Origin of the sequence: Aureispira sp. CCB-QB1, assembly GCF_000724545.1 — a bacterium.
Taxonomy (GTDB): Bacteria; Bacteroidota; Bacteroidia; order Chitinophagales; family Saprospiraceae; genus Aureispira.
Genome location: NZ_JHBV01000049.1, coordinates 16,844 through 33,810 on the forward strand (window position 1 = coordinate 16,844; position 16,967 = coordinate 33,810).

13 protein-coding genes are annotated in these 16,967 nt (G+C 35.4%); 11 read left to right on the top strand and 2 right to left on the bottom strand.

The features are described 5' to 3' along the window. Positions 1–220: 220 nt before the first annotated feature. The gene (trmD, locus tag CG11_RS25345; RefSeq protein ID WP_052599766.1) at positions 221–895 is read right to left on the bottom strand and encodes a tRNA (guanosine(37)-N1)-methyltransferase TrmD; all 675 of its coding nucleotides are present in this window, start codon (positions 893–895) and stop codon (positions 221–223) included. A gap of 300 nt (positions 896–1,195) precedes the next feature. Here trmD and CG11_RS25350 point away from each other — a divergent pair, with 300 nt between their 5' ends. The 9 genes from CG11_RS25350 to CG11_RS25395 all read left to right on the top strand — a co-directional run bounded on the left by CG11_RS25350 (position 1,196) and on the right by CG11_RS25395 (position 11,774). Then, positions 1,196–1,774: a GNAT family N-acetyltransferase gene (locus tag CG11_RS25350; RefSeq protein WP_052599767.1), complete on the top strand. Its 579-nt coding sequence runs from the start codon at positions 1,196–1,198 to the stop codon at positions 1,772–1,774. Between the two features lie 260 nt (positions 1,775–2,034). After that, positions 2,035–2,295 (top strand): GlsB/YeaQ/YmgE family stress response membrane protein, encoded by a 261-nt coding sequence (locus CG11_RS25355; protein WP_052599768.1) that lies wholly within the window; start codon positions 2,035–2,037, stop codon positions 2,293–2,295. 559 nt (positions 2,296–2,854) lie between these two features. Next, positions 2,855–4,951: a PD40 domain-containing protein gene (locus CG11_RS25360; RefSeq protein WP_052599769.1), complete on the top strand. Its 2,097-nt coding sequence runs from the start codon at positions 2,855–2,857 to the stop codon at positions 4,949–4,951. 237 nt (positions 4,952–5,188) lie between these two features. After that, the gene (locus tag CG11_RS25365; RefSeq protein WP_052599770.1) at positions 5,189–6,211 is read left to right on the top strand and encodes a M42 family metallopeptidase; all 1,023 of its coding nucleotides are present in this window, start codon (positions 5,189–5,191) and stop codon (positions 6,209–6,211) included. A 395-nt stretch (positions 6,212–6,606) separates the two neighbouring features. Further along, a complete protein-coding gene (locus CG11_RS25370; protein WP_052599771.1) occupies positions 6,607–7,338 on the top strand; it encodes a polyprenol monophosphomannose synthase in 732 nt (243 codons plus the stop codon). A 66-nt stretch (positions 7,339–7,404) separates the two neighbouring features. Beyond that, on the top strand, positions 7,405–9,051 hold the full coding sequence (gene lepB, locus CG11_RS25375) for a signal peptidase I (RefSeq protein ID WP_052599772.1): 1,647 nt from the start codon (positions 7,405–7,407) through the stop codon (positions 9,049–9,051). Positions 9,052–9,315: 264 nt separating this feature from the next. After that, a complete protein-coding gene (locus CG11_RS25385) occupies positions 9,316–9,990 on the top strand; it encodes a hypothetical protein (protein ID WP_156039901.1) in 675 nt (224 codons plus the stop codon). A 190-nt stretch (positions 9,991–10,180) separates the two neighbouring features. Further along, on the top strand, positions 10,181–10,993 hold the full coding sequence (gene cdaA / locus CG11_RS25390) for a diadenylate cyclase CdaA (protein ID WP_052599775.1): 813 nt from the start codon (positions 10,181–10,183) through the stop codon (positions 10,991–10,993). Between the two features lie 124 nt (positions 10,994–11,117). After that, on the top strand, positions 11,118–11,774 hold the full coding sequence (locus CG11_RS25395) for a CoA pyrophosphatase (protein WP_052599776.1): 657 nt from the start codon (positions 11,118–11,120) through the stop codon (positions 11,772–11,774). Between the two features lie 74 nt (positions 11,775–11,848). Here CG11_RS25395 and CG11_RS25400 read toward each other — a convergent pair whose 3' ends face one another. Continuing rightward, positions 11,849–15,319: a TraB/GumN family protein gene (locus tag CG11_RS25400; RefSeq protein WP_052599777.1), complete on the bottom strand. Its 3,471-nt coding sequence runs from the start codon at positions 15,317–15,319 to the stop codon at positions 11,849–11,851. A gap of 365 nt (positions 15,320–15,684) precedes the next feature. Between CG11_RS25400 and CG11_RS25405 the strand changes: the two genes are divergently transcribed. Both CG11_RS25405 and CG11_RS25410 read left to right on the top strand, forming a co-directional pair. Then, positions 15,685–16,332, top strand: coding sequence for a DUF4291 domain-containing protein (locus tag CG11_RS25405; RefSeq protein ID WP_052599778.1), 648 nt, complete (start codon positions 15,685–15,687; stop codon positions 16,330–16,332). 43 nt (positions 16,333–16,375) lie between these two features. Then, positions 16,376–16,864, top strand: a complete 489-nt coding sequence (locus tag CG11_RS25410; RefSeq protein WP_052599779.1) for a DUF4952 domain-containing protein — start codon at positions 16,376–16,378, stop codon at positions 16,862–16,864. Positions 16,865–16,967 lie beyond the last annotated feature (103 nt).

The window sequence follows — 16,967 nt, forward strand, 5'->3', positions numbered from 1 at the left end:
TTATCTGGAAAGGCAAATTACATGAATTTTGTTGAAATGAAGAATTAAAAAGAAAAATTGTTAAAAGTTACCCCTTGACTTCTTTCTAATAATGCCTCAGATAAATATCAAAAATTAAATACTGTCATACCATAAATAATGTACTTTTGTATGCTGTATGGAATGTTTTGTTGTGGATAAATTATTATAAAATAGTTGTTTGTATTCTTGTCTTAATCTATTAGTCTAATAGGTCAGGACGTAGCTTTTGAGTTCTTAAATAAGCTTGTTCGTCTCGCCAGTCTTCAATCTTTCGTTTGTGACCAGACAATAAAATATCTGGAATTTTATGTCCTTTATAATCCGCAGGGCGTGTGTAAACAGGTGGCGCTAACAAATTGTCTTGAAAAGAATCAAACAAAGCCGACGATTCATCATTAAGTACGCCAGGCAAGAGACGACCTATAGAATCAACCAAGACAGCTGCGGGCAATTCTCCTCCCGATAGCACAAAATCACCGATGGAGATTTCTTTGGTAATATACAAGTCTCTAACCCTTTGATCTACTCCTTTGTAATGACCACATAAAATGATTAAATTCTCTTTGAGAGACAATTGATTACAATGTTTTTGCTCCAAGCGTTCTCCATCAGGTGTCATATAGATAATTTCGTCATAATCTCGCTCTGCTTTTAGCGATTCAATGACATTGGCGATTGGTTCTACCATCATAACCATGCCTGCTCCGCCTCCAAATTGATAATCATCAATTTGCTTGTGCTTGCCAATTCCATACGTTCTTAAGTCATGTAAAACAATTTCTAGCAAGCCTTTATCCTGTGCGCGTTGCATGATTGAGTGAGCAAATGGACTTTCCATTAGACTAGGAACGGCAGAAATGATATCTATACGCATGATGTTTTGTTTTGATGAAAATTGTCTGGTGTTGTTAATGCTAGGAATATATTGTACTCAATTACTTATTGGGCACAGATACTACTAACATGGATGGTTGTAGCAAATTATTGTTTGAGAAACCAACCACAAAATTATAGAAAAAAGATAAGATGTGAAAGAATAGGGAATTTTAAAGTAATATTTTGGGTTTTAAATGAACTATTCATAATCTATTTGGTAACTTTAAACGTATAAAAGCGATATTAAACAGCCTATCAGGCAAAACACCTATAAACAAAGAAAGTCACAGATATATACATGACTAAAAAAATTAACGAAGCCCCTTTTGTCGAGTTCCCCATTTTAAAAAGCAAACGACTAACAATGCGCCCAATTGAAATGGGCGATGCACCACAGATTTTTGATATGCAAACCGATGATTTGGTATTGCGATATATTGCCAAGAAAAAGCCAACTTCGTTGGAAGAAGTTGAAAGTTTGATTCAACACATTGAGGATGCCTATAAAAAACAAGAAATGCTATGTTGGGCAGCGGTTATTCGAGATGGTGACAAAATCATAGGAACCTGTGGTTTTAATCGAATAGAAAAGGATAATTTAAGAGCTGAAATTGGAGGTGCTTTGAGTCCTAGATATTGGGGAGTAGGAGTTGCCTATGAAGCTGTTAAACAGATTATTGATTATGGATTCAAGGAACTTGGATTGCATACTATTGAAGCAAAGGTAGATTCTAACAATCGTAGCGCTGTATTTTTATTAGAACAATTGGGCTTTGTACGAGAAGGTCATTTTAAGGATAGAATGTATTTTGAAGGTGTTTTTTACGATATGGATATTTATACCAAGTTTAGAGAATCTAAAAATGGATTGTATTAGCCTTGATACTTTTGTGGGGCTTTGTACTTAATTCTTAACTTCTTAAAAGTCAATAGTTCGTTGCGCTGCTACTATGTGGTATTTTGTGAGTGCTACATAGTTGATAATTAATAAATTGTACTTCTGTTGTGTTTTGTTTTAAGTTTTGGTTATCAGTTGAATATGAATGTATTTTTATCTTTTGGGTAACTAAGCGATAGCGATTTTAGGAACGCAAGTATTAGTTAGACTATTATAATAACAAAAAAAAAAGAATTATTATGAGTTTGTTGTATACATTGATTATTGGTGGCTTGGCAGGATGGATTGCTAGCAGCTTAATGAAAGGTCGTGGTATGGGAATTTTGATGAATATTATTTTAGGAATTATCGGCGCTTTTGTTGGTACTTTTTTGTTTAAGGTATTGCAAGTAGATGGAGGTGTTTTGGGAATTCGAAGTGGTTCTATTTTAATGGATATCGTTAGCTCTACTTTTGGTGCTGTTGTAGTACTTTTTATAGCTAAAGTTTTGGCTAAATAAGTAAGTGGACAGAAAAAAGTATAGTTAAAAATGTAATTGTTTTTAGTGCTGTTCAAAGAAAAAAATTGAAGTTTTAGCGGGCTAAAACGAGATTTTTTGATGAAGAACAGTGCAAAAAGAATTCTATTTTGCCTATAAATTTTTATGAACGATTACTTAAATAAGGAACTTTGTTCCTAAGCGTCGTGAACGACTATATAGTGTCTACAAAAGACAATTGTCATTTAGACAATCGTTTGTTGAAAACACGCAGCACAGTTCGCTACTGTTATTCAGAAAGGCTAAAAAGAGATTGGAGTTGGAATAAATTGATTAATAGATGTTTGATTGTTTTTTTTGCATTATTTTTGCAAAAGAATAAATCAGCAATAACTATCAACTACTACATCAAGTAGTCAGTATACTTCAAATATAATGGCTTATAACGTATAGCCAAATAGAGGAGAATTGTATGGAATACAGCACCCTATGTTCACCAAGGAATGCAATTAGTGAACGACTGTATTTTGAGGTTAGTTATTGAACTTTAAATCGAATCCCAAACTATTAAATAATTACGATGCAAGTATCCATTTATCCAAAATTATTGGCAACTAGTTTGCTGCTCATGAGCCAAGTTCTTTTATTGGCTCAAAAAAAGGTCAGAACACCAGCCGCCGCAGAAAAAGAATACAAATCCAAAGATTATTACGAAGCAGCAGATATTTATAAAGCCGTTTTCTCTGCTAAAGATTTAAAATTGTCAGGCAGCAAGTTAGCCATGCATCAATTTTATTATGCAGAAAGTTGTCGAAGAAGTTACAACTATGCTAGAGCACAGGAGTACTATGGCTTGGTGGCAACAGGAGAATATGCTGACAAATACCCTGAGATAGATTATTATTACGCTTATTGTTTGAAACACAACGGAAAGTATGAAGAGGCTATAAAGTATTTCAAAGAGTTTTTGGCAATGGAGGTGAAGGGGATAGAGTTAACGTATTTGCAATTGGAAGCAGACCATGAATTAAAAGGGTGTTATTTAGCCCTAGAATTGGTAGAAAACCCAGACCGAACCTCTAAAATTATTCATCTGAGTGGAGATGTTAATACAAAATATTCTGATTTTTCGCCTCATTTGGTAGGAGAGACACTGTATTATTCTTCTTTGAGGTTTGAACGTGAATTGACACGAGGAAAAGTAGTTGGAAAAGGGCAAACACTAGTGGGCAAAATTATGACTGCTGATAATAGAGGACAAAGCCGTTTTGAACAATCCAAAAACAAAAATCTTAACTTAAAATATGAAAATTCAGGAAATTCCAACTTGAATTCGGATGGTACGAAGTTATATCTGACTAAGTGCGACTACGATGAACGGAAGGAAAAAATGATTTGCCAAATATATTATTGCCCCAAAAAAGGGAAAAATGATTGGGGAGAAGCCGTTAAGTTACCTGAAAATATCAATGTAGAAGGGGTGACGTGTACACATCCTGCTATTGGTTTTGATAGCGTGCGCAACAAAGAGGTTTTGTATTTTGTATCTGAACGAAAAGGAGGAGTCGGCAAAAAAGATATTTGGATGGCTGAAGTTTTGGGCGAAAATGAATACGGAGAAGCTCGAAACTTAGGAGAAAATATCAATACAATAGGGGATGAAGTATCTCCATTCTTTCACAATACAACACAATCCCTTTATTTTAGCTCTTCGCATCGCCCAGGTTTAGGAGGCTTCGATGTTTTTCATGCTAATATAATTGACGGAGAGTTTGATGAACCAATTAACATCGGTATTCCTCTGAATAGTGCCGCCAATGATATTTATTTTATTATTAATCCTGATGATTCTACAGGGTATTTTGCTAGTAACCGCCCTGGATCGCAGATACTGACAGGCGAGTCTTGTTGCAATGATATTTACGAATTGAAATTGCCAGAGTTTCCTCCTGTTCGTCCAAAGCCAGAACCTGAACCACCTTTGGTCTTATCTGACCCAACGCCAGAGCCAGAACCAGTGTCTATTGTAGAGCCAGAGCCGATCCCAACCCCAGTACCAACACCAGAGCCAGTAGAGACGGTTATAGAAGAAACGGTTCAAGTTACTTTGGATGAATTGAATAAGCTATTGCCTTTGGCTTTGTATTTTCATAATAACGAACCAAGAGATTTAGAAACGTCTTATTCTAGTACGTATACCAAGTATGCAGGAATGCGAAGTAAGTATAAAAAAGAACACGTACCTCAATACAACAAATCAATTCAAGAACAAATTGCAGATAATATTGACGATTTCTTTGATAATAAGGTACAAGGAAACTATAAAAAAATGCACTTGTTTTTTGATGAGTTAATTACTGCAATGGAAAATGATTTTAAATTAGAAATTGCCATTCAAGGCTATACCTCTCCTCGTGCCTCTGCTGCTTATAACAAAGCACTAGCAAATCGTCGCATCGTGAGTGTTATGAAGGATATGCTGGCATACAAAGAGGGGGTGCTCAAAAAATACTTGGATAATGGACAGCTTTCTTTGAAGGAACTTCCTTTGGGGGAAGGAAAAGCTCCTGCGGGAATTAGTGACGATATTGATGATCCACGAAATTCTATTTATAGTGTAGAGGCGGCAAGCCAACGACGAGTTAATTTTATTGTTGTTGAATTACAACAAGAGTAGGTGTTTTACAAGTTATCGATATACTTAGATCATTCCGATTAATTCGAGAATGATCTTTTTTTGTGTATATACTTGGAGGGATGTGGATGGATATTTTGCGGAGAGCAAATATAATTTTATAATTATAATATGATATAGTATCTTGTTGGGGTTCTTATGCTCAAATTAAATGAACTATTGTATATTTGCGGCGGGAAGATATATTATACTAATTTATACGAATCAAAATTATCAACAATGAAAGATTACTCTACACTACAAGCATTAGTAGCTATAGACTCGCCAAGTGGATTTACAGAAAGAGCAAGTCAATATATACATCACTTGTTAACAGAATATGGTTGGAGTCCCGACTATACTAATAAAGGAGCTGTGCGTTGCACGTTGGGAAGTCAAGCTCCAACTTTGGCAATTGCAGCCCATGTAGATACCTTAGGAGCTGTTATTTCTGACATTGCTAAAAATGGAACACTAAGAATTTCTAAAGTAGGTGGTTTGTCTCTAAATGGTTTTGAAGGGGGATATTGTAGAATACATACCTTGGAGGGGAAGGTATACACAGGTACTTTGTTATTAGATAACCCCGCAGCTCATGTCAACAAGGATTTGAATAGTGCACAACGAAGCTTATACAATATGCACATTCGTTTGGATGAAGAAGTTGAATCAAAAAAAGACATAGAAGCCTTGGGGATAAATGTAGGTGACTTTATTTGTTTTGAAACAAATTACCAAGAATTGCCAAGTGGTTACATCAAATCTCGATTTATGGATAATAAGGCAGGATGTTTTGTGTTGTTTGAACTTGCCCGCCAAATAAAAGCAAAGGGATGGGATGTGCCAGTACAAATCTTCTTCTCTAACTATGAAGAGGTCGGACATGGTGGTACTTGTGGTTATGCGCCTTCCGTTAAAGAGTTATTAGTCATTGATATGGGGGTTGTTGGAGATGGTACGGCTGGTGAAGAAACCGCCTGTTCTATTTGTGCCAAGGATAGTTCTGGTCCATACGATTATGGTATGCGTAAACAATTGGTTCAATTAGCTCAAAAATACGCAATTCCTTATCGTTTAGATGTCTATCCATTCTATGGTTCGGATGGCTCGGCTGCATTAAGAGCTGGCAATGATTATCGAGTAGGTTTGATTGGTCCAGGAGTCTCTGCATCACATGGAGTAGAACGAACACATCAAAAAGGCATTCAAGCTACGATTGATTTGTGTATGGCTTATATCGAATCTAAGTTCAAAGCATTATAATCCTTAAATGAGCATAGGGTTGGGAGCAGAATGTATTATTAGAACTATACTTTTAGTTAATTAATGTTAGAATGCGTTAAGGTACTGGTAAGGGTTTGCTTTTTGACACTCAAAACTCTATATTGAATTATTTTTAAGAGTAAATAGCTGATTTTAGAAGGGTAATTTAGTACAAGAGAACATTTTTTAGTAAAAAAGTAAGAAATGAAAAGAGGTCTAATACTAAATAAGTCTATTATTTTTACGACTTTTACCCTAATATGTGACTTGAAGTATTTTTGTGTGTTAAGATAGCTTTCTAAGCTGCAAAATAGTTATAGAATATGAAGTGCACCCAAAATCAAGTTAGTCAAAATTAAAAATTACTCTATACCACCACTAAAGCAGTCAGAGTTTTGTCAGAACGTTTAGTTATTATACCTACCTATAACGAAAAGGAAAACATAGAAAATATTATCCGAGCTGTAATGGCTTTGGAGCCTAGCTTTCATTTGCTTATTGTAGATGATGGTTCGCCTGATGGTACCGCAGGTCTTGTCAAAAATTTGCAAAATGAATTTGCAGGTCGTTTGTTTGTTGAGGAACGGCAAAGCAAACAAGGTCTCGGAACGGCCTATATACATGGTTTTAAATGGGCCTTAGAGTCCACTTACCAGTATGTATTTGAGATGGATGCCGACTTTTCACACAACCCTAACGATTTGCCTCGTTTATTTGAAGCCTGCCAGAAAGATCAGGTAGGGGTTTCGGTAGGGTCTCGCTATACCAAAGGGGGGAAAGTAGTCAATTGGCCATTCAATCGTTTGTTGATGTCAAGAGGTGCTTCAATTTATGTTCGTTTGATTACTTGGATGCCTGTAGCAGATGCTACCGCAGGTTTTGTCTGTTACAAACGTTCGTTTTTAGAGCAGCTAGATTTTGATAAAATTGAATTCAAAGGCTATGCATTTCAAATTGAAATGAAGTTTGCTGTATGGCAGCTTGGATATAAAATAGAAGAAGTACCAATTATTTTCAAAGATAGAGAAAAGGGATCTTCAAAAATGAGTTCTGATATTTTTAACGAAGCATTTTTTGGAGTGCTAAAGATGCGTTGGAAGGGTTGGACAATGAGTTATAAACGATAATTATTTACAATTTCAACTTTTAAATGGATAAAAAACAGTTGAAACGTTACGTTAAAGTATAAAAAAATGAATTGGTTACTATATATTATTTGTTTTTATTGGCTGCCATTTGTAGGAATGTATAAGCTTTTTGAAAAGGCAGGAGAGCCAGGATGGGCTGCTTTGGTTCCTTTTTACAATGCTTTTGTTGTGGTAAAAATTGTGGGTGCTCCCAAATGGTGGGTTGCTGCTATGTTGATCCCTGTCGTACATTTCTTTATTATTGCAGGGATGTTGATTGAATTTAACAAATCGTTTGGGCAGTACAAATTTATTGATAATGCAGCAGCAATTATTCTACCTTATATTTATTACCCTTATTTGATGACTAAAAATCCAGAATACGTTCATCAAGCATGGGCAGTTCAAAATGATCTTCGCAAACGTTTTAAAGCAGCTGCAAAATCTGATAGCAAATCAGAAATGCGTCGTTTGGAAAAAGAAAACCCATTCCCAAAGAAATCAAAGGTAAGAGAATGGTCGGAATCTATTATTTTTGCTGTGTTTGCAGCGCATTTTATTCGAATGTTTTTAATCGAAGCATATACCATTCCGACACCTTCTATGGAAGGCTCTTTATTGGTTGGTGATTTTTTGTTTGTAAGCAAAGTACATTATGGTTCTAGAATGCCTATGACACCATTGGCTTTTCCTTTAATTCATAATATGTTGCCTTTCTCTGGTGGCGAATCGTACAGTAAGGCGGTAAAATGGGGTTATAGTCGAGCACCTAGAATTCAAAATGTAGAACGTTATGACCCTGTGGTGTTTAATTATCCAGAAGATGATACGGCTGTTGGAGGCTTGGAGGCAGATGGTTCTTTGTTTCCGTATGAATTACAATACCACAATCAGTTAAAAGCAGTACCACCTAAAGATAGAAAAGCCCTTCGCCAAAAACTATTGGTACGGTTTGCAGATCGAATGGTTTATCGCCCTGTTGATAAACGAACACACTATATCAAGCGTTGTGTTGGAATTCCTGGAGATAAGATTGAGGTGAAAAATGGTGTCTTGTATGTCAATGATAAAGAGGCAGAAGATATCAAGGGGGTACAATATGAGTACCAGTTGATTGGTCAGAAAGTGAATACACTAGAAGTACCTACTTTGGAAGAGAACTATCGAGTTACTTTTTATAAAGATCCTAGAAATCCTAATAATGTAGTCCGTTCCATTGCTTATATGCACCCAGATGTTGCTGCTCAAATGGTAAAAGATTTGCCAGGAGTAGATCAAATAGAACGTCGGTTAAAACCCAAGGGATACACACCTGGAACGTTCCCTTATAATGGAGAAAAATATCCTTGGAATATTGACCATTATGGTCCTATTACAATCCCTAAAAAAGGAACAACAATCAACTTATCTATGGATAATATAGAGTTATACACTCGTTTGATTGCGGCTTATGAAGGGAATGATTTGAAGATTGAAAATGGAAAAATCTATATTAATGGAGAAGCAACGACTACTTATACGCCGAAGTTAGATTATTATTGGATGATGGGAGATAACCGCAATAATTCGGCAGATTCTCGATCTTGGGGCTTTGTGCCTGAGGATCATATTGTAGGAAAACCATTGTTTGTTTGGTTGTCTCTGAAAAACGGTAGCCTCAAGAATGGTGGTGTTAGATGGGATCGTTTATTTATGGGGGCTTCAGGAAGATAAATAATCAAAAAATAACGGTTGTTGAGAACAACTTCTTGCTAAAAAAGTTAATAAGGGCGAACCTTATTAACTTTTTTTCTTTTATGGCAAGAAAGGGTTCTTCTATGGCAAATAATTTTCCTTTGAATATTATTTCATACTGTAAATTTGTGGGCGAATTTCAAGAAACAGCTTCTAGTGATGCGGTTGCAATAGGAGAGGTTATGCTCATATTAGTAAAAAAAATCCTAATCAATCGCCATCTGAATTTGAAACAATTTAAAAATGAGATTATTTATTTTATTACTTTTATTATCATGTTCTTATCAGAACACTTTATTAGGACAGCTCAGCTCTTTGAATAAGGAAGGACATAAACGTATCCAAGATTTTATCAAAAAAGCATCTGGTGTATACAACAATAAAGCACAAGCAGACACAACTCAAAACCCCTTACTTCGATTGTCTGAAATTAGGGCTTTTCGAATATGGACACATAAAAAAAATGATTACTGGATGTCGATAGGATGGTATCAACCCAATTTCCCAGAACAACCAATGGGGGAGAAAATTTTTCATATCAAGTCTTTTGAGAATGATACCTTGTGGGTGGATTGTTATTCGTGGAAAGAACCGAATAATAAAAAGTTGTTGCTACAATGGAAAGAAAAACATCCGTACAAAAAACAACAACTAGACGACTTAATGAATGATGGTTGTGGAAACTACATTGTTAAAAACAAAGATGGTAGTTATGAATTAAAAACTATAGAAAATCAAATCTGTGCTTTCGACAACCCTATGGCACCATTTGACGGCTTGTTTTTTCATTTTGTGTTTGATGCTAAGGGAACCCAAATGGATATTTATGATAAAAACTATAAGGGGAAGAACGTGATTTTTCATTATATGGATGCTCCTATGTTGATGCGACAAACAGCTAGCATCAATAAGTTCTAACTTTGCCTATCAAAAACTATTTTGTTAATCATAAGTTGTTCCTTTAAAAGTTGTATTTTGCAAGCTACTTTTATAGCTATTACTTGCTCACAAAGTATTAATAACAATAGTCTGTTATTTATTGCTTAATAGTTTTTGTTGAGAATGTATACCAATAAGAAATTAGCAGACTCCTAACTAAATACACGGCATGCTATATCTAATACAAATAGGCTTTTTTACCATTACGATCTGGGATGCCCTAGATATTTTTATTGTTGGATTTATCCTTTTTCAGATTTACAAATTATTAAAAGGAAGCCTAGGATTTAACATATTTATAGGGCTTGTACTCGTGTATATTGCCTGGAGGTTGGTTTCTGTTCTAGAGATGCCCCTTTTATCTTCTATTTTGGGGCAGTTTGTAAGTGTTGGGATGATTGCTCTTTTGATTTTATTTCAGCCCGAAGTACGTCGATTTTTATTATTTGTGGGACAAGGTTCTCTACAAACAAGGTTTAAATTCTTGCAACGATTTTTTAAGCAAAATCAATTGTCTGAAAATAAAAAAATATTAAAAGAAAAAACCATACAAGCCATTATTAAAGCTTCGGAAGCTATGTCTAAGAGAAAAACAGGGGCATTAATGGTGTTTTCTAGTGCCCCTAATTTAGAAGGTCTATATAGTTCTGGAGTAATGGTTAATGCGGATATTTCTTCACAGTTGATTTTAAGTATTTTTAATAAAGAAAGCCCGCTTCATGATGGGGCGATGATTTTGAAAGACCAAAAAATAATAGCGGCTAGTTGTGTATTACCTGTCTCAGATCGTCCTAACATTCCTCAACGTTTGGGACTGAGACATCGTGCAGCGGTCGGGATTAGTGAGAATACCAATATTATGGTTTTTGTAATATCTGAAGAAACGGGCAATATCTCTTATGCGAGGGGGGGGGAAATTATAGAACGAATTACGCCAAATAAAATGAGGCAATTGCTAGAGCGTATGTTGTTTATTGTATAAATAGGTTGAAGTCCTAATGGCTGAGGGGAGTTACTTTCTTTTTAGAACTATTTGGGCACATAATTGTTAGACCAACAGAATCGCTGGGAATTAGTACCATAAATAAGCCAATAAACGATCACTTATGTTATTTATACCAAAACTAAAAGAACATTTATTAAATCCTTTGCCAGGCATAGACGCACAGCTAAAAATGATGAGTAGTGGACTTCGAAAGAATGATCCAGACATGTATGTGAAGGCAGCTAAGGATGCAAGAAAAGCTTGTGTATTATTGCTTTTATTCCAAAAGGAAGGAATTTGGCATACTGCATTGATGGAACGCCCTGAAACGCCCTATGCTCATAGCAAACAAATTAGCTTTCCTGGTGGAGGATTGGAAGCGTCAGATGCTACTTTAGAAGCAGCAGCACTGCGAGAAACAGAAGAGGAATTTGGAATTCCTAGAGAAGATGTTACTATAATCGGTCGTTTGAGCCAATTGTATATTCCAGTCAGCCGATACTTAGTACATCCTTTTGTTGGTTACTTAAAAGAGGCTCCTGTTTATACGCCCGACCCCAAAGAAGTCGCTGAAGTAATTGAGGTTAGAATCGAAGATTTGATTGACCCCACATTAAGAAAGTTAACCAAAATAAAAACATCTAGTGGGCTGATCTTGAGGGATGTCCCTTATTTTGATTTAAAAGAAAAAATCGTTTGGGGAGCTACGGCTATGATGCTGAATGAGTTTTCTGAAATATTGGAAACGTTACAGAAAGAAGGTTATCTTGCTGTGTAAGTAAGGTTTACGAAACTTAGTGTCTTCATTTCAATAGACAATGAATTTATTAAAATAAAATGATGAATAATTGATCAATCCCAATAAGCAGCATTATAGGATTCAAAATCCTTAATTAATTGGAGACCATCTTTTTTCCAGTCCTTGGATAATGGCGTTTGATTGGTGTAGGTCGTATTATAATAATTATATGTTTCAATGGGTTTTCCTATAACAAAGGGACCCGCAATGCCCACAAAAGAAGTTTCTTCTTCTAAGAAACGATACTCATAAACGTAAAAAATACCTTTTGCGGTTTTGATTTTACCCAATTCTTTTACAAAATCAATGGCATCTTCATCTCGTATATAATCATAAAAAAGGTATTTAGCTACTTTAGGCGCATACTTGTATACTCTAGGAATTAGATTTAGTGCTTCGTGTTGAAATAAGACTGGCAACAAATAAGGGCGATAAGATGGCTTTTTTAAAAGTTGGCGAATCATACTTTTTGACCAATAAGGGCTCAATCCTTTTTCTAGGCGGATAGACAAAGCTTTTGCCTTGATACGAGGATTGATCGTTTGTCGAAGCACTTGTTCGGTTATATTTTCTATAAACGGTTTGTCATTTGAAATGGAAAAGAAATTTAGATACTTGTAAATGAGTGGACTATTATCTTGCCAAAATTCCTTTGTAGGCGTTTCATAGTTCTCCAAATCAACATTAAAATAAGGCAACCAATTAGAAAAATAGCTTTGCATTTGTTGTGCAAATAAAGAATCTTTTTGAGCCATAGCATTGCTAAAATCAATGATATAGTACCGATAAGGTTCATACTTAGCTAAGGCTAAAATACGCTCATACTTAGAGCTAAATTGACGAGGATATTGATGCAGTAAACCAAAAACATGGTAGTCATAGGCAGAAGAAATAAATGTTGGATCTTGTAATAAATCAATATAGGTAGCAATGCCTTTTATGGTATCAAGTTTAGGAATTGTTTTTAGAATAGCAACTCTAGCAGCTGTATTCGTATTTTTTTGATAATATAATTCAGTCAAGTTTTTGATAACACTAGAATCGGCAACTTCTTGCAAAGCTTGTACTAGCAAAGCAGTCGTTAAGCTATCTTGGGGGTAGGTAATGTCAAGGGCAAGAAGAAGGGGATTTACATCAGAAGTATCAAAGTCATAAAAATCCAAAGCTCTATTGGCTTGGTAGCGAATGAGGCTATCAGGAGACTGCAAATCTTTTAACAACTGCTTGGCTTTAGATTGAAATGGATTAAAGAAGGGAAGGGCTTGGTTAGATTGAAACGAATTGATGCAATGATTGGCATAAGAACTATAGGTACTATCGTCATCAATGTAAATTTGAGAAATATATACTCGTTGTTGATCTAACCAAACACACTGTCGGATAATTCTATCTTGATAGCGTTGATAAAAAACAGTTTCTTTGCCTAGTATTGTATCTATCGTAATTGTTTGGGTACTTATTAGGGAATCACCATAACTTAGGGTAGTCAACATATTGTAAAAGCTATCTAAGTGATCAATAGAAAGATAGTTACTAATTTTTGCTACTTGAAAATGATGTAACATCCCCGAATTAGGATTGTCACTATAGTAATTGGTAACATGCGTATAATAGCCATTTAATGTATCTTTTTCAATGTGGGGCTTTCCAAAAAAATCAATTGAAAAGCTACTATCTTGAGATACAAAGGTCTCAAAGCGGGGCGATTGGTAGGCTTTGAACGAAAACGATTGAAAGAAGGCATCATCTTGAATGATACTGTCTCCTTCCGTTAAGTTTTGATGAAACAAATAATATGCTCGGGCACCTCTTAGGTAAACTTTGCAACGTACATAATGTTTATTGTTAATTGCTAAGTCATATGTTCTTCCTTCAATGCCTTCTAAAAAGATTGTATCCGTTTTTCTGATTGTAATATTGCGATTTCGAAAATTCTGGGCAATATAATTGAAAACTTGCGACTTGCTAGTTGTACGGGTATATCCGATTGGCTGATCAAAATACCGCAGTGTATAAGAACTCATGGAACTATAATCATTGGCGGTATAGTTGTGATAAGTATAAGCGGGTATATTCGATTTGGAATCACTTTTTTCTATTTGATAAGATGGAGTATACGGAAAGGCTATAGATACCGCAGCTTGAGATAAGTGACTTACAGTCCAGCCTGTATCAACTTTAGGTCTAGGTTCAAACAATTGCAACGATTCGTAATAGCGTTGCGCATAAGAACTTTTAATTTGCTGCGCATCGTTGCCAATCATAAAATAATACAAGATATTGTTGGCATATATAAACTGCATACGGAGTTGTTTACTAGAATCTTGAGCTACAATAACTTCTGTACGATCAATTCCATTCATCGAAATATCTTTTCTTTCCAACAGCTCATGATTGCTTTGTTGAAGGTAACGATTGACTGTATTGTTGATTAATTCTTCTTTGTCTTGAGCTGTTCGACCACGCAAATCAATATTGTAGGAAGCCAGAAAAATCTCATTGGTCAAATCAACATATAATAAAGTATTCAATCCTTCAAACAAATCAAGTGGTGTCGGTTGACCAGGAAAATCAATAGAAAAACCTAGATTGCTGTCTACTTGAGTATACCATTGCATTTGATCATAATCAATAGCATATTGTTGAGCGATACCCGTAAAAGTAGCCGATACAGGAACAACTTGATAACCTTTTTGGATCAAAATATTAATAATACCGTCTTGACCTGGCAGATGAGCCGTTCCAACAGCGGCGAATAAGGAGTGCTGCGCCATCAAGGTTTCCATGCTTTGAGCCATGATGAAATTCCTTCGAATTAATTGAGAATCTGTAGCAGCAAAGACATTGGCCATAGTGCCTATTTTAGTAATGTTTCCTTCTTTATAAACCTCAACAAATTGATCCAACATTTCTTGATATTCCTTCTCGTAGTTTTCATCAATTAGTCCCAATAAAAATTCACGTTGTTGCTCTTTGTTATAATTGGAAAAGGCATCAGTATGATCTTTCATGCTTTCCAAACCCCAAATAGACTTATTTAAAGTACGTGCGATGCCAAATAAATAGGCATCAACAAAGGTTGCTTTATCATCAGCTTTATCCTCGTCGGGTTCCATCATAGAGCTTAACATAGAAGGACTTTGAATGTTAATTTCGTCCAAGTTTAAGGTGCTGTGTTCCTCAAATTTCTGTTTGAGTTGTTGATACTCTTCTTCTGTCAAAGCATCCATTAGGGTATTGCCTTTGGAGCCATTAAAAAGTTCCTGAAACATACTGCGCATCATTGTATCGGGGTGCACTTCTAGAGCAAAAGCCTCACAACGTTCTAGTGCAAGCATAACAGAATCGCTGAAATTAAAGGCTCTAGCATCGTTAACATGCATGGTTCCGAACAAATAAGATGGATGCTTTAGATGCTTACCTTCTATTCTCCATAATAAATTGTACTGCACACTATCTTGCGCCAAAGTGAATAAGGGCAGCATAAATAATAAAAAAAGCAGTTGTTGTTTTAAAATCGTCATGTATTCAAGGGCTTATAATTTGATTAGCGGACCACTAAAATTATATAGATGAGAATAAAAGGAATATTGTATAGCTAAGAAATTTGGATGGGGATATTACAGTCAATATAAAGTTAGTGTTTTTTGACCACTGTAAATATAAGTTTTTCTTAATGATAGCTTATGCCTTTTATGAATGTAAATTTAGTGAAGACGCATATTTTATATATTTTTTGATTATTTATCAGCGAAGGATGAATTATTTTATACCAGTAAAGGTTAGATAAGGTGATACTTTAATAATGTAAATTAAATAACTTCAATAGTTTGTTGAAACCACGCAGTAACAGCGAAATTATCAGCAAATTATCAAAACCCCTATTACTATGAATTTAAAAACTATACCTTATAGAGAGTATGAGAAAGACTTGCCACAAAAAGGGCAACATATTTTAGCGCAATATTCCAATGATAATATTATTGTTTATCAGGCATTCAATCCTAATATTGCTCGTTATGCCGTTGCCAATCAAGCATTTGGTGGGGCACATTATCGCTTTTCGAGAATGAGTTGGATTAAGCCCAACTTTTTGTGGATGATGTATCGTTGTGGATGGGCAACCAAAGAAGCACAGAAACGGGTATTAGCCATTGAAATTTCTAAAGCTAATTTTGAATCCATTTTAGAGGAAGCAGTTTTTTCTTCTTATAAGCCAACTATTTACCAAGCCCAAGAAAACTGGAAAAGGGCTTTAGAAACTTCTTCCGTGCGCTTGCAATGGGATCCTGACCATGATCCTTATGGCGCAAAACTGGATCGTCGAGCAGTACAACTTGGGTTGCGTGGCGAAATTTTACGTGCTTTTGCAACAGATTGGATAATTTCCATTCAAGATATTACACCATTTGTACTAGAACAAGGGGCAAAGGTAAAGGCAGGAGAATTGAATGCCTTACAGGTTATGGATGAAGCGGTATATCATGTTAAAAGTTCCAAAGCACGAGAAATGATTGCTTTATCGCCTCTTGAATAGAGCATAAATTGGCTGCAATTATAAATTCAATCAATAATATCTTATGAACCTCGTAATAAGAGCTACAACCTTTATTTTATTATTATTTATCATCTCCCAAAATAGCAAGGCTGATTTTAAGGTCTTATCTCCATCCAATCCCGCATCTTTAGAATGTGGCGATTTATTGGCTAGATATGGAGAAAAACAACCAATATTCAACTTTGTTGATTGTTCGGTAGGAGAAAGGCAAGTCGTATTGAAAGCTACATACAAAGTCCGAGGAGAAGACTCAGAAGTTGCAGAAGCATTTTTAGTCGAAAAGTATGGATTAGGAACGTTAACATTCACTTGTTGTGGTTGGGAACCAAAAAATGGAAAAGCAGGGCAAATTAAAAACAGTTCATTGCAACAGAAACATCCCAATTATACCCTTTCCATCACTATGTTTGCAAATGCAGAGCAGAAGAGAGAGAATGGGGATGCTTACCTTGAAAAAGATAGAAATAAAATAGCGTATTTCACTGTATTAGTTAAGGTACTGAATATTTAAACTATTAAGTAATCGTTCATAAAAATTTATAGGCAAAATAGAATTCTTTTTGCACTGTTCTTCATCAAAAAATCTCGTTTTAGCCCGCTAAAACTTCAATTCT

Bases quoted from the DNA above. Each gene is read 5' to 3' on its own strand.
- trmD (WP_052599766.1), bottom strand. From the start codon at position 895: ATGCGTATAGATATCATTTCTGCCGTTCCTAGTCTAATGGAAAGTCCA.
- CG11_RS25350 (WP_052599767.1), top strand. From the start codon at position 1,196: ATGACTAAAAAAATTAACGAAGCCCCTTTTGTCGAGTTCCCCATTTTA.
- CG11_RS25355 (WP_052599768.1), top strand. From the start codon at position 2,035: ATGAGTTTGTTGTATACATTGATTATTGGTGGCTTGGCAGGATGGATT.
- CG11_RS25360 (WP_052599769.1), top strand. From the start codon at position 2,855: ATGCAAGTATCCATTTATCCAAAATTATTGGCAACTAGTTTGCTGCTC.
- CG11_RS25365 (WP_052599770.1), top strand. From the start codon at position 5,189: ATGAAAGATTACTCTACACTACAAGCATTAGTAGCTATAGACTCGCCA.
- lepB (WP_052599772.1), top strand. From the start codon at position 7,405: ATGAATTGGTTACTATATATTATTTGTTTTTATTGGCTGCCATTTGTA.
- CG11_RS25385 (WP_156039901.1), top strand. From the start codon at position 9,316: ATGAGATTATTTATTTTATTACTTTTATTATCATGTTCTTATCAGAAC.
- cdaA (WP_052599775.1), top strand. From the start codon at position 10,181: ATGCTATATCTAATACAAATAGGCTTTTTTACCATTACGATCTGGGAT.
- CG11_RS25395 (WP_052599776.1), top strand. From the start codon at position 11,118: ATGTTATTTATACCAAAACTAAAAGAACATTTATTAAATCCTTTGCCA.
- CG11_RS25400 (WP_052599777.1), bottom strand. From the start codon at position 15,319: ATGACGATTTTAAAACAACAACTGCTTTTTTTATTATTTATGCTGCCC.
- CG11_RS25405 (WP_052599778.1), top strand. From the start codon at position 15,685: ATGAATTTAAAAACTATACCTTATAGAGAGTATGAGAAAGACTTGCCA.
- CG11_RS25410 (WP_052599779.1), top strand. From the start codon at position 16,376: ATGAACCTCGTAATAAGAGCTACAACCTTTATTTTATTATTATTTATC.